General features: G+C 69.9%; 13 protein-coding genes. All 13 read left to right on the forward strand.

The features are described from left to right. Positions 1 to 75 precede the first annotated feature (75 nt). Positions 76 to 1,116: a heat-inducible transcriptional repressor HrcA gene (gene hrcA, locus QBE02_RS02125; protein WP_279366945.1), complete on the forward strand. Its 1,041-nt coding sequence runs from the start codon at positions 76 to 78 to the stop codon at positions 1,114 to 1,116. A gap of 62 nt (positions 1,117 to 1,178) precedes the next feature. Beyond that, the gene (gene dnaJ / locus QBE02_RS02130) at positions 1,179 to 2,303 is read left to right on the forward strand and encodes a molecular chaperone DnaJ (protein ID WP_279366946.1); all 1,125 of its coding nucleotides are present in this window, start codon (positions 1,179 to 1,181) and stop codon (positions 2,301 to 2,303) included. A gap of 2 nt (positions 2,304 to 2,305) precedes the next feature. After that, positions 2,306 to 3,040, forward strand: a complete 735-nt coding sequence (locus tag QBE02_RS02135; RefSeq protein WP_279366947.1) for a 16S rRNA (uracil(1498)-N(3))-methyltransferase — start codon at positions 2,306 to 2,308, stop codon at positions 3,038 to 3,040. Between the two features lie 65 nt (positions 3,041 to 3,105). Further along, positions 3,106 to 3,453, forward strand: a complete 348-nt coding sequence (locus tag QBE02_RS02140; RefSeq protein WP_056232343.1) for an HIT domain-containing protein — start codon at positions 3,106 to 3,108, stop codon at positions 3,451 to 3,453. Between the two features lie 49 nt (positions 3,454 to 3,502). Beyond that, positions 3,503 to 4,528 carry a PhoH family protein gene (locus QBE02_RS02145; RefSeq protein WP_235557024.1) on the forward strand — a complete coding sequence of 342 codons (1,026 nt, stop codon included), beginning with the start codon at positions 3,503 to 3,505 and terminating at the stop codon, positions 4,526 to 4,528. Beyond that, positions 4,525 to 4,992 carry an rRNA maturation RNase YbeY gene (ybeY, locus tag QBE02_RS02150; protein WP_074695013.1) on the forward strand — a complete coding sequence of 156 codons (468 nt, stop codon included), beginning with the start codon at positions 4,525 to 4,527 and terminating at the stop codon, positions 4,990 to 4,992. The genes QBE02_RS02145 and ybeY overlap by 4 nt, the downstream gene beginning before the upstream one ends. Continuing rightward, on the forward strand, positions 4,989 to 6,299 hold the full coding sequence (locus QBE02_RS02155) for a hemolysin family protein (protein ID WP_279366948.1): 1,311 nt from the start codon (positions 4,989 to 4,991) through the stop codon (positions 6,297 to 6,299). Before ybeY ends, QBE02_RS02155 begins: the two co-directional genes overlap by 4 nt. After that, positions 6,296 to 7,189 (forward strand): GTPase Era, encoded by an 894-nt coding sequence (gene era, locus QBE02_RS02160; RefSeq protein WP_279366949.1) that lies wholly within the window; start codon positions 6,296 to 6,298, stop codon positions 7,187 to 7,189. The genes QBE02_RS02155 and era overlap by 4 nt, the downstream gene beginning before the upstream one ends. A 71-nt stretch (positions 7,190 to 7,260) precedes the next feature. Continuing rightward, positions 7,261 to 8,208 carry a quinone oxidoreductase family protein gene (locus tag QBE02_RS02165; protein WP_279366950.1) on the forward strand — a complete coding sequence of 316 codons (948 nt, stop codon included), beginning with the start codon at positions 7,261 to 7,263 and terminating at the stop codon, positions 8,206 to 8,208. After that, positions 8,205 to 8,798 (forward strand): GNAT family N-acetyltransferase, encoded by a 594-nt coding sequence (locus tag QBE02_RS02170; protein WP_279366951.1) that lies wholly within the window; start codon positions 8,205 to 8,207, stop codon positions 8,796 to 8,798. Before QBE02_RS02165 ends, QBE02_RS02170 begins: the two co-directional genes overlap by 4 nt. 138 nt (positions 8,799 to 8,936) lie before the next feature. Next, positions 8,937 to 10,697 carry a 2-isopropylmalate synthase gene (leuA, locus tag QBE02_RS02175; RefSeq protein ID WP_279366952.1) on the forward strand — a complete coding sequence of 587 codons (1,761 nt, stop codon included), beginning with the start codon at positions 8,937 to 8,939 and terminating at the stop codon, positions 10,695 to 10,697. Between the two features lie 23 nt (positions 10,698 to 10,720). After that, entirely contained in the window at positions 10,721 to 11,509 is a 789-nt protein-coding gene (locus tag QBE02_RS02180; protein ID WP_279366953.1) for a methyltransferase domain-containing protein, read from the forward strand. A 32-nt stretch (positions 11,510 to 11,541) separates the two neighbouring features. Beyond that, complete coding sequence (locus tag QBE02_RS02185; protein ID WP_279366954.1) at positions 11,542 to 12,324, forward strand: MOSC domain-containing protein; 783 nt, start codon at positions 11,542 to 11,544, stop codon at positions 12,322 to 12,324. Positions 12,325 to 12,413 lie beyond the last annotated feature (89 nt).

Genomic DNA, 12,413 nt, shown 5'->3' on the forward strand with positions numbered 1-12,413 from the left:
CCTCGGCACCGTGCCGAGGCGATCCCGTAGAATTGGCACTCCGCAGATGCGAGTGCCAGACGGGAGGAGCAGCTCATGGTGTCGGAACGTGGCCTTCAGGTGCTCCGCGCGATCGTGCAGGACTACGTCGACACGCGCGAACCCGTCGGCAGCAAGGCGATCGTCGATCGGCACGCCTTCGGGGTGTCGGCAGCGACCATCCGCAACGACATGGCCCTGCTCGAGGACGAAGAGCTCATCGTCGCCCCGCACACCTCGTCGGGGCGCGTCCCCACCGACAAGGGATACCGCGTCTTCGTCGATCACCTCGCCGAGCTCCGCCCGCTCTCGGGCGCACAGCGCAGCGCCATCACGTCGTTCCTCGACGAAGCGGGCGACCTCGACGATCTGCTCGCCCGCACCGTCCGCGCGCTCACGCAGCTGACCGGACAGGTCGCGATCGTGCAGTACCCGTCGTTCGCCCGCGCCAACGTCAGTCACGTCGAACTGGTCGCCCTCGGCGGCCCGCGCGTGCTGGTGATCCTGGTGACCGACACGGGCCGGGTCTCGCAGCGCATCGCCCTCGTGCCCGCAGAACCCGGCGAGACCGACATCGTGCAGCTACGCGCTCGCGTCGGGGCGCTGCTCGTCGGGCGCAGCGTCGCCGATAGTTCGCAGCAGGTGCAAGCCGTGCTGGCCGACGGGCCGCGCCCGGGTGTCACGCTGGACGTGCTCGCCGACGCGGTGCTGCGCATCGTGGGGGAGGAGCTCGAGGAGTTCCGTCAGGATCGCCTCGTCATGGCCGGCGCCGCGACCCTCGCCAAGCGCGAGTCCGACTTCCGCGGGAGCATCTACCCGCTGCTGGAGGCGATCGAAGAGCAGGTGACGCTCCTGCGTCTCATGAGCGAGATGGTGGCCGACGAGAAGGGGCTGTCGGCGAGCATCGGTCGTGAGAACGAGCCGTTCGGACTCATCGAGGCCTCGGTGCTCGCCAGCCGGTACGACGGATCCACCGGCGGGGCCCGCGTCGGGCTGCTCGGTCCAACGCGCATGGACTACTCGTCCAACCTCGCGGCGGTCCGTGCCGTCGCGCACTATCTGACCCGGATGCTCGAAGACGACGACGCGTCTCGCTGACGTCGACTCCTTCGAGCACCCCACCCGAGAACGACCCCGCGCAAGCGGACAGGAAGGCGATTGTGGCTGACCACTACGAGGTCCTGGGCGTCGAACGCGATGCCAGCCCCGAAGACATCAAAAAGGCGTACCGCCGACTGGCACGCCAGCTGCACCCCGACGTGAACCCCGGAGAAGACGCCTCCGAGCGCTTCAAGCTGGTCACCCACGCCTACGACGTGCTGAGCGACCCCGAACAGCGCCGCCGGTACGACATGGGCGGCGACCAGAACCCCTTCGGCGGCGGGGGAGCGGCCGGCTTCGGCGGGTTCAGCGACATCTTCGAGACGTTCTTCGGCGGGGGCGGCCAGGGTGGTGGCGGACGGGGTCCGCGTCCGCGGTCGCGTCGCGAGCGGGGACAAGACGCCCTGGTCCGCGTGACCCTCGACCTCGGCGATGTCGTCTTCGGTACCCACCGCGACCTCGAGGTCGACACAGCCGTGCTGTGCGAGACGTGCCAGGGCGCGTGCACGCAGCCCGGGACCAGCGAGGTCACGTGCGACATCTGCCACGGCTCCGGCCACGTGCAGCGCACGGTTCGCAGCCTGCTCGGGAACGTCGTCACCAGTGCCCCCTGCAGCGTCTGCCAGGGTCACGGGACGACCATCCCCTACCCGTGCGGGACGTGCCAGGGTCAGGGCCGCGTTCGTGCGCGCCGCACGGTCTCGGTCGACATCCCCGCCGGCGTCGAGTCGGGCCTGCGTCTGCAGCTGCCCGGGTCGGGCGAGGTCGGTCCCGCCGGCGGCCCCAACGGCGACCTGTACCTCGAGATCACGGTCGAAGCGCACGAGGCCTTCAGTCGCGAGGGAGACGACCTCGTCGCGACCCTCGAGGTGTCGATGCCGGATGCCATTCTCGGCACGAACACGTCTATCGAGTCCCTCGACGGCAGCGTCGACCTCGAAGTGCGCCCGGGCGTCCAGTCGGGCGACGTCTTGACCATCAAGGGCCGCGGGATCACGCCGCTGCGCGGAAGTCAGCGCGGCGACCTGCGCGTCGGAGTGCACGTGGTGACCCCCACGCGTCTGGACCACAGGGAGCGCGCCCTCATCGAGGAGTTCGCCAAGCGCACGAAGGCCCCCAAGCCGCGGCTGGCCGAGCACCAGCAGGGGATGTTCAGCAAGTTCCGCGACCGCTTCCGGCACTGACCGTGGTGCTGCACTTCGTCACCGACGACGCCGGGAACGCCCACGCGAGCGACACCGTCGTGCTGACCGGCACCGAGGCGCACCACGCCGCCGCCGTGCGGCGCGTGCGCGTCGATGAGGGGGTGACACTGGGCGACGGTCGCGGAGCCTGGCTCACGGGTGTCGTGACCGCGGCGTCACCGAAACAGGTCGAGGTACGGGTGACGGGGCGCGAGGTGGTCCCCGGACCCTCGCCGCGCTTCGTGCTCGTCCAGGCTCTGGCCAAGGGCGACCGCGACGAACTCGCCGTTCAGGCGGCGACCGAGCTCGGCGTCGACGCGATCGTGCCCTGGCAGGCCTCGCGCAGCGTCTCGCGCTGGGATACCAAGGCCGACAAGGGCCTCGCCCGCTGGCGAACGATCGTCCGCGAAGCGGCCAAGCAGGCGCACCGGGCCTGGATCCCCGAGGTCGAGGGCGTGGCCCGCACGGCCGACCTCGTGCGTCTCGCCGCGACCTCGCTCGTGCTGGTGCTGGAGCCCTCGGCATCCGACCGTCTCACGTCCGTCGCGACAGAAGCCTCCAACGGGCGCGACGTCGTGCTCGTGGTCGGCCCCGAGGGCGGCATCGCGCCGGAGGAGCTCTCGGCCCTGGCCGATGCCGGCGCCCGACTCGTACGCCTGGGCGACACGGTCCTGCGCACCTCCACCGCGGGGGCCGCGGCCATCTCGGTCCTGTCGGCGGCGCACGGGCGCTGGTGATCTGGGCCTCGCCTCGGCGCAACGGCCCCGCCTCGATGTCGGAGGCCCTCACTAGACTGGATGCCATGAGCGAGCCGTCGATCTTCACGCGCATCCTGCAGGGCGAGATCCCCGCCGAGATCGTCGCCGAGACCGAGAACGCCTTCGCGATCCGCGACATCGCGCCCCAGGCGCCGGTGCACCTGCTGGTGATCCCCAAGACGCAGCAATACCGCAACGTCGTCGAGCTGGCCGCGGGCGACCCCGACCTGCTCACCGAGGTTATCGGCCTCGCGAACTCCGTCGCCGCCGAGCACTCCGACGGCGACTTCCGTCTGATCTTCAACACCGGCGAGGGCGCCGGTCAGACCGTCTTCCATGTGCACGCCCACGTCCTCGCGGGCGGCCTGAACGAAAAGAGCCTGGGTGGCTGATTCCCCCGAAGAAACCGTTTCCGACCGCATCGAGGTCGACGGCGTGGCCATGGTGCAACTGCTCGGCCCGCAGGATCGCCTGCTGCGCGTCGTCGAGAAGGAGCACCCCGACGTCGACGTGCACGTGCGCGGCAACGAGATCACCCTCTCGGGCACGCCCGACGCGGTGCGCGCGGCCCGCGGCCTCGTCGACGAACTGCTCAGCATGACCCGCTCGGGTCACGGACTCGACCCGGCCGACGTGACCAGCTCGAACCGCATGCTGCGCTCCGACGGCGGCCCCCGTCCGTCCGAGGTCATGGGCGAGGCGATCCTGTCGTCGCGCGGCAAGACCATCCGGCCCAAGACCGCTGGTCAGAAGGAGTACGTCGACGCCATCGACGAAAACACGATCGTGTTCGGCATCGGCCCCGCCGGTACCGGCAAGACCTACCTCGCGATGGCGAAGGCCGTGCAGGCGCTGCAGCGCAAAGAGGTCAACCGCATCATCCTCACGCGTCCCGCCGTCGAGGCGGGGGAGCGGCTCGGGTTTCTCCCCGGCACGCTCACTGACAAGATCGACCCGTACCTGCGGCCGCTCTACGACGCGCTCAACGAGATGATGGACCCCGACATCGTCCCCAAGCTCATGGCGACGGGAACGATCGAGGTCGCCCCACTGGCCTACATGCGTGGTCGCACGCTCAACGACTCGTTCGTCGTGCTCGACGAGGCGCAGAACACCACGCCCGAGCAGATGAAGATGTTCCTCACGCGCCTGGGCTTCGGCACGCGCATGGTCGTCACCGGCGACATCACGCAGGTCGACCTTCCGCAGGGCGCCTCGGGACTGCGCCTCGTCACGCGGGTCCTCGACGACATCGACGACATCCACTTCTCGCGCCTGACCAGCGACGACGTCGTTCGACACAACCTCGTCGGCCGCATCGTCGATGCGTACAGCGAATACGACGAGAAGCGCCTGGCCGCTCGACGTGAACGCGACGAGGCCTCCGAATTCGCCACCCGTGCGGAGCGACGCGGCCCCGGTGCCGCCGGTCCCCGCGATCACCTCCCGAGACGAAACCGCTCATGACGATCGAGATCAACAACGAGTCCGACCACCAGATCGACGAGCAGGTCCTGCTGCGTCTGATGGAGTTCAACCTCCAGGAGCTGCACGTCAGTCCCGACGCCGACGTGGCCATCGTGCTCGTCGACGAGGGTGCCATGGAGTCCCTGCACGTGCAGTGGATGGACGAGCCCGGCCCCACCGACGTGCTGAGCTTCCCGATGGACGAGCTGCGTCCGGGCTCCGAAGACGCCCCGACCCCCGCGGGCCTGCTGGGCGACATCGTGCTCTGCCCGGCCGTCGCCGAGACCCAGGCGGTCGCCGCGAAGCACTCGACGCAGGACGAACTGATCCTGCTCACGACGCACGGCCTGCTGCACCTCCTCGGCTTCGACCACGCCGAGCCCGATGAGGAGCGCGAGATGTTCGGTCTGCAGCGCGAGCTCATCGCCGGCTTCCAGGCCGTCGAGCGCCAGCGCCGCGCATGACCGAGGCCCTCCTCCTCGTCGCCGCGTTCCTGCTCGTCGCCTTCGGCGGGCTGATGGCGGCGTTCGAGGCGGCCCTGGGCGTGACCTCGAGAGTCGATCTGATCGAGCTCGGATCGGGCGGCCGTAACGCTCGGGCACTACGCCGCATCGGCGACGACACCAATGCCCACGTCACCGCCGTCTCGTTCATCCGCGTTCTGGCCGAGACGACCGCCGCCGTGCTCGTCGCGGCCGCGTTCATGCTGATCTTCGACAACATCCTGCTCGCCGTTCTGGCCGCGGCGGTGCTGATGACGGGCATCTCGTTCGTCGCCGTCGGGGCGAGCCCGCGCTCAGTCGGACGCCAGCACGCTCGGGGGCTCCTGCGAGGCGGCGCGCCCGTCATCCGGGGGATGCGAATCCTGCTCGGACCCCTCGCACACGGGCTCGTGGCCGTGGGGAACCGCGTCACGCCGGGAGTCGCGCACTCGACGTCGTTCGCGTCGGAAGAGCAGTTGCTCAGCATCATCGACGAAGCGGCTGAGAACGAACTCATCGAAGAGGACGACCGCGAACTCATCCACTCGGTCTTCGACTTCACCGACCGCTATGTGCGCGAGGTCATGGTGCCCCGCACCGACATGGTGAGCGTGGACGCGGCCGCCACCTCGCGCGAGGCCCTGGCCCTCTTCCTCGAGAAGGGCGTCTCGCGCATCCCCCTCGCCGATGACGAAGCCGACGATGTCGTGGGCGTGCTGTACCTGAAGGACCTCGTCCAGTTCGGCTTCCGCGACGAGGCCGGGTGGCGTGATGCTCCGATCCGCCGCATCGCGCGGCCCGCGGTCTTCGTCCCCGAGTCGATGAAGGCCGAGACCCTGCTGCAGCAGATGAAGAAAGACGCCGTGCATGTGTGCCTCGTCGTCGACGAGTACGGCGGCGTCGCGGGTCTCGTGACCCTTGAAGACCTCATCGAGGAGCTCGTGGGCGAGATCGCCGACGAGTACGACGCCCCCTCGACCGAGATCGTGGAGCTACCCGACGGCCGATACCGCGTCAACGCGCGGCTGGGCCTCGACGAGGTCGGCGACCTGTTCGGTCTCGAGCTCGACGACGAAGACGTCGACTCGATCGGCGGGCTTCTGGGCAAGGCGCTCGGCCGTATCCCGCAGCCCGGCGCCACCGCCGAGCACTCCGGCCTCGTGATGACCGGCGGGGCCTCTCGCGGCCGCAACCGCGGAATCGCCACCGTGATCGTGGAGCGGGCTGAGACGATGGACGATGAAGACGCCGAGGCCGACGCCTCGTCGCGTGAGAGGAACGACAGATGACCGACACCCGATCCGGTTTCGTGACCTTCGTGGGCCGGCCGAACGTCGGCAAGTCCACGCTGACCAACGCCCTCGTGGGCGAGAAGGTCGCCATCACGAGCGACAAGCCGCAGACCACCCGCCGCGCGATCCGAGGCATCGTCAACCGTCCGGCCGGCCAGCTCGTAGTGGTCGACACCCCCGGCATCCACCGCCCCCGCACCCTGCTCGGTCAGCGGCTGAACGACCTCGTCGAGCAGGTGCTCGGCGACGTCGACGTGATCGCGTTCTGCGCCCCCGCGACCGAAAAGGTCGGCCCCGGAGACCGCCGCATCGCCGAGTCGCTCTCGGGCTACCCGCGGGCCAAGAAGGTCGCTCTGGTGACCAAGACCGACGCCGCGACGCGGGATCAGATCACCGAGCGCCTCATCGAGGTCGACGCCCTGCGCGAGGACTGGGCCGCGGTGATCCCGCTCTCGGCCGTGACGAACGACCAGCTCGACGTGCTGAGCGACGAGTTGCTGGCGCTCATGCCGGTCGGGCCCGCTCTGTACGACGACGATGTGGTCACCGACGAGGCCCTCGACGACCGCATCGCGGAGATCATCCGCGAGGCCGCCCTCCACGGCGTGCGCGACGAGCTCCCGCACTCGATCGCCGTGACCGTCGACGACGTCGCCAAGCGCGAAGACAGCGATCTCACCGACGTGTGGGCCAACATCGTCGTCGAGCGCGACAGCCAGAAGGCGATCATCATCGGCAAGAAGGGCTCGCGCCTGGCCGACGTCGGCGCACGCGCCCGCGCCGGCATCGAGCCGCTCGTGGGCGGACGCGTCTACCTCTCGCTTCACGTCCGCGTGGCCAAGGAGTGGCAGCGCGACCCGAAGCAGCTCGGCCGCCTGGGCTTCTGACCGACCCGGGCAGCACACCTCACGCCGGGGGCTACGCTCAGCGGCGACGACGCGAAACGAAAGGCGTGACCATGGCGAAGAGGTGGACGGCTCCGGCTCCCGGGCCCATCGATCAGTGGAGCTTCGACGAGGTCGAGGTCGCACCCCCCGGTTCGGGCGAGGTGACGATCCGCGTGCACGCGGCGGGTGTGAACCCGGCCGATGCGAAGCACGTCGCCTCGGCGCGTCCCGGCGCGGAGTTCCCCGTGCCGATCGGCTACGAACTCTCGGGCGAGGTCACGGCCGTCGGTCCCGGTGCCGTCGGCGGCTCGGGCGAGCTGACGGTCGGCGACGAGGTCGTCGCGTTCCGCGTGCAAGGCGCCTACGCGACCAAGATCACGGTTCCGGCCCGCGACGTGTTCGCCAAGCCCGCGACCCTCTCGCACGCCGAGGCGGCGAACCTGCTGCTGGCCGGCACCACCGCGGCCGAGATGATCCAGGTCACCCGCGTGACCGAGGGTGAGACGGTGCTGCTGCACGCGGCGTCCGGCGCAGTGGGCGTGAGCCTGCTCCAGCAGGCGCGCGAGCTCGGCGTCCGCGTGATCGGCACGGTGGGTCCGGATGCCGAGGACTCGGCGGAACGCGTCCGTCGCTACGGCGGTGTCCCGGTGGCCTACGGCGACGGACTGCGCGAGCGCGTCGAAGAGGCGGCCGAGGGCGCCCCGATCGCCGCCGCGTGGGACGCCGTGGGCACCGACGAGGCCATCGACGTCTCTCTCGCCCTCGTGGCGAAGCGCGACCGCATCGTCACGATCGTCGATCCCGAGCGTGCGAAGGCCGACGGGTTCCTCTGGATCGCCGGAGCGCGGCCCGAGAGCGCCCGCTTCCGCGACATCGCGCGTGCGCGGGTGCTGGAGCTCGCGGCGTCCGGAGTTCTCAAGGTTCCCGTCGCGCGCACCTACCCGCTCGCCGAGGCGATCGACGCGGTGCGCTTCGTCATGGACGGCCACCCCGGCGGCAAGGTCGCCCTGCTGCCGTGAGCGCGTCGCCGTTCGTCCTGCCGCCCGCGCCGGACGCCCTCGAGGTGACCCGCGAGCGCGTACGTTTGCGCCCGTTCGAAGAGCGCGACCTCGAGGCCATGGCCGCGTACCGCGGTGACGCCGAGGTGTGCCGCTTCCTCCCGTTCGAGCCCCAGTCGCCGGACGACATCCGGGGCCGCATCGGCCACCTGTTCGGCAGCACGACCCTCGAGGGCGAGCGTGGCGGCGTCGTCCTCGTCATCGAGAGGGACGGCACCGTCATCGGCGACCTCGTGCTCTTCCACCTCGACGCCGACGCCGGATCGGCCGAGATCGGGTGGGTCTTGAGCCCCGCGGCATCCGGTCGAGGCCTGGCCACCGAAGCGGTGCGCGCCCTGATCGACACCGCATTCGACGTGTACGGGTTGCGTCGGCTGACGGCACAGATCGACGCCGACAACGTCCGCTCGGCGGCCCTCGCCGAACGGCTCGGTATGCGACGCGAAGCGCACTTCGTCGAGAACGAGTGGTTCAAGGGCCGCTGGAGCGACCTGCTCGTCTACGCCGTGCTCGACCACGAGTGGGCGGCCGCCCGACGGAGCGCCTCGTGAGGGACTGCTACGATCGCTGCATGCGCTTCGGTGGCCAGCTTCTTCTTGGTTGCCGCGACGAGTCCTCGATCTAAGGGCCTTCCTCGTCGCGGAGATCGTCGTCGGCCCCACCGAACGAATCTAAAGAAGCGACACATCATGAAGAACACCCAGAAGCCCACCTCCGCTCCGGTGCACAAGTACCGTCCGTTCCACGAGCAGATCCGGGTCGACCTGCCCGATCGCACGTGGCCCTCCAAGCGCATCGAGGTCGCACCCCGCTGGTGCGCCGTCGACCTGCGCGACGGCAATCAGGCGCTGATCGACCCGATGAGCCCCGAGCGCAAGCGCGTCATGTTCGACCTGCTCGTGAAGATGGGCTACAAGGAGATCGAGGTCGGGTTCCCGAGCGCGAGCCAGACCGACTTCGACTTCGTCCGTCAGCTCATCGACGAGAACCTGATCCCCGACGACGTCACCATCCAGGTGCTCACCCAGGCGCGCGAGCACCTGATCGCCCGCACCTACGAGGCGATCGCCGGCGCCAAGCAGGCCATCGTGCACCTGTACAACTCCACGAGCGTGCTGCAGCGCGAGGTCGTGTTCCGCACCGACGAGCAGGGCATCGTCGACATCGCGCTCGAGGGCGCGCGCCTGTGCAAGAAGTACGAGGCGACGATTCCCCAGACCGAGGTCTACTACGAGTACTCGCCCGAGAGCTACACCGGCACCGAGCTCGAGTTCGCCCTGCGCATCTGCAACGAGGTGCTCGAGGTCTTCGAGCCGACCGCCGAGCGCAAGGTCATCCTCAACCTGCCCGCCACGGTCGAGATGGCCACCCCCAACGTCTACGCCGACTCGATCGAGTGGATGTCGCGCCACCTGAACCACCGCGAGAACGTCATCCTGTCGCTGCACCCGCACAACGACCGCGGCACCGCCGTGGCCGCCGCGGAGCTCGGCTACATGGCCGGTGCCGACCGCATCGAGGGCTGCCTGTTCGGCAACGGTGAGCGCACCGGCAACGTCGACCTGGTCGCCCTCGGCGTCAACCTGCTGACGCAGGGCATCGACCCGCAGATCGACTTCAGCGACATCGACCAGGTCAAGCGCACCGTCGAGTACTGCAACCAGCTGCCCGTTCCCGAGCGCAGCCCCTGGGCCGGCGACCTCGTCTTCACCGCGTTCAGCGGCTCGCACCAGGACGCCATCAAGAAGGGCTTCGAGGCGATGGCGGCCCGCGCGGACGCCGAGGGGAAGACGGTCGACGAGATCGAGTGGGCCGTTCCCTACCTGCCCATCGATCCGAAGGATTTGGGCCGGTCGTACGAGGCGGTCATCCGCGTCAACTCGCAGTCGGGCAAGGGCGGCGTCGCGTACCTGCTGAAGGCCGACCACGCGATCGACCTGCCCCGCAAGCTCCAAATCGAGTTCTCGGGCGTCGTGCAGGCGCGCACCGACGCCGAGGGCGGCGAGGTCTCGAGCGCACAGATCTGGGACATCTTCAACGACGAGTACCTGCCCTCGACCGTCGACGACCAGCGCTGGGGCCGCTTCGAGCTGCTGTCGACGCGCTCGTCGAGCGACATGTCGGGCGACGTGCACCTCGACGTCTCGCTGCGCGACGGCGACACCACGCACCCGGCCTCGGCCGTGGGCAACGGTCCCGTCGCAGCCTTCCTCGAGATCGTGCGCGCACAGGGGTTCGATGTGACGCTGTACGACTACGTCGAGCACGCCCTCAGCTCGGGCGGCGACGCGCAGGCCGCGGCCTACGTCGAGCTGCAGGTCGACGACCAGCGCCTGTGGGGCGTGGGCATCGACGGCGACATCTCGACCGCGTCGCTCAAGGCGATCGTGTCGGGCGTGAACCGCGCGATCCGCACCCGTCAGGACTCCGGCGCCCTGGCCGGCGTCTGACCCGCGCGAAAGAGACGAAGACCGTGGCCTACGTCCACGGACACCACGAGAGCGTGCTGCGTTCCCACGCCGTGCGCACTGTCGCCGACTCGGCGGCCTATCTGGTGTCTTCGCTGTCGGCCGGCACCCGCATCCTCGATGTGGGCGCCGGCCCCGGCTCCATCACCATCGACCTCGCCGACCGGGTCTGCCCGGGAGAGGTCGTCGGGGTGGATGCCTCGTCGGACGTCGTCGAGGTGGCTCGAGCCGCCGCGGGGGAGCGCACGAATGTGACCTTCCGCACCGGCGACGCCTACGCCCTCGACGTGCCCGACGCCTCGTTCGACATCGTCCACGCCCACCAGGTGCTGCAACACCTCGAGCGTCCCATCGACGCCCTGCGGGAGTTCCACCGCGTCGCGGGGCCCGACGGCCTGGTCGCGGCGCGCGACGTCGATTACGGCGGCGTGATCTGGCATCCGCTCATCCCCGCTCTCGACGACTGGCTCGAGATCTACCACGGCGTGCACCGCGGATCGTCGGGCGAGCCCGACGCGGGTCGGCGGCTGAAGGCGTGGGCGCGCGAGGCGGGGTTCACCCGCATCGAGGCCAGCGCGAGCGTGTGGGTGTTCGACACGCCCGACAGGCGCGCGTGGTGGGGCGACATGTGGGCCGACCGCGTGCTCGCCTCGGCGTTCGCCGGACACGCGCAGCGCCTCGGCCTGGCCGACGACGCGCAGCTGCAGCGCATCTCGGACGCGTGGCGGGAGTGGGCCGAGCACCCCGACGGGTGGATCCTGCTGCCGCACGGCGAGGTTCTCGCCCGCTGGTGATCGCGGGTGGGCGTCGATGCGAGGATGAGACCGTGATCCGCGTCGACGCCCTCTACCGCTACCCCGTGAAGGGCTTCACGCCCGAGAAGCGCGACAGCCTCGTCATCCAGGACGACGGCCGCGTTCAGGGGGACCGCTCGCTCGTGTTCCGCTTCGCCGATGCCCTCGAGCCGGCGGATGCCACGTTCCCCAAGAGTCGCGGACTCGCGCTCATGACCTTCCCGACGTTGGCGCGCGTCGACCTCACCCTCGACGACGACGCGCTGACGCTGCGGCTCCGGGTCGACGACATCGACGTCACCGCCGATCTCAGCGACGCGGGCCGCGCCCGACTCAGTGAGGCGGTCACCGCCTACCTGCGCACGACGAGCGATGAGAAGCTGCTCGAGGCCGACGGCATCCTGCCCCTGGGTCTTCTCGGTGACGGTCGCACCGCACGCTTCCAGGACCGCCCGCGCGGATTCATCTCGCTGCACGGCTCCGCCTCGGTCGAAGAGGTGGATGCCGCGGTGCCGGCGCCCGTCGACGATCGCCGGTTCCGCTCGAACATCGTCGTCGGCGGCACCGCGCCGTGGGCCGAGCTCGAGTGGCAGGGACGCGTGCGGATCGGCGAGGTCGAGTTCGAGGTGCAGAAGCCGATCGAGCGCTGCGCCGCGATCACCGCGAACCCCGACACGGGGGTGCGCGACGCCCGGCTGCTGCGGGTGCTGACGAGTGAGTTCGGCCAGTCCGAGCCGACGCTGGGCATTCTGCTGCTGCCGGTCGCCGACGGTGGCACGATCCGCGTCGGCGACGAGGTCACGCCCCTCGCCTGACGGCGAACCGTCTCGCGCGAGTCGCCAAATTTTGTCGCCTCAGCAGGTGCTCGAGCGACGGATCTTGGCGACTCACGCGCGCGGGGACC

Source organism: Microbacterium testaceum (assembly GCF_029761935.1).
GTDB classification, from domain to species: Bacteria; Actinomycetota; Actinomycetes; order Actinomycetales; family Microbacteriaceae; genus Microbacterium; species Microbacterium testaceum_A.

Bases quoted from the DNA above. Each gene is read 5' to 3' on its own strand.
- ybeY (WP_074695013.1), top strand. From the start codon at position 4,525: ATGACGATCGAGATCAACAACGAGTCCGACCACCAGATCGACGAGCAG.
- QBE02_RS02140 (WP_056232343.1), top strand. From the start codon at position 3,106: ATGAGCGAGCCGTCGATCTTCACGCGCATCCTGCAGGGCGAGATCCCC.
- QBE02_RS02155 (WP_279366948.1), top strand. From the start codon at position 4,989: ATGACCGAGGCCCTCCTCCTCGTCGCCGCGTTCCTGCTCGTCGCCTTC.
- leuA (WP_279366952.1), top strand. From the start codon at position 8,937: ATGAAGAACACCCAGAAGCCCACCTCCGCTCCGGTGCACAAGTACCGT.
- QBE02_RS02145 (WP_235557024.1), top strand. From the start codon at position 3,503: ATGGTGCAACTGCTCGGCCCGCAGGATCGCCTGCTGCGCGTCGTCGAG.
- era (WP_279366949.1), top strand. From the start codon at position 6,296: ATGACCGACACCCGATCCGGTTTCGTGACCTTCGTGGGCCGGCCGAAC.
- hrcA (WP_279366945.1), top strand. From the start codon at position 76: ATGGTGTCGGAACGTGGCCTTCAGGTGCTCCGCGCGATCGTGCAGGAC.
- QBE02_RS02165 (WP_279366950.1), top strand. From the start codon at position 7,261: ATGGCGAAGAGGTGGACGGCTCCGGCTCCCGGGCCCATCGATCAGTGG.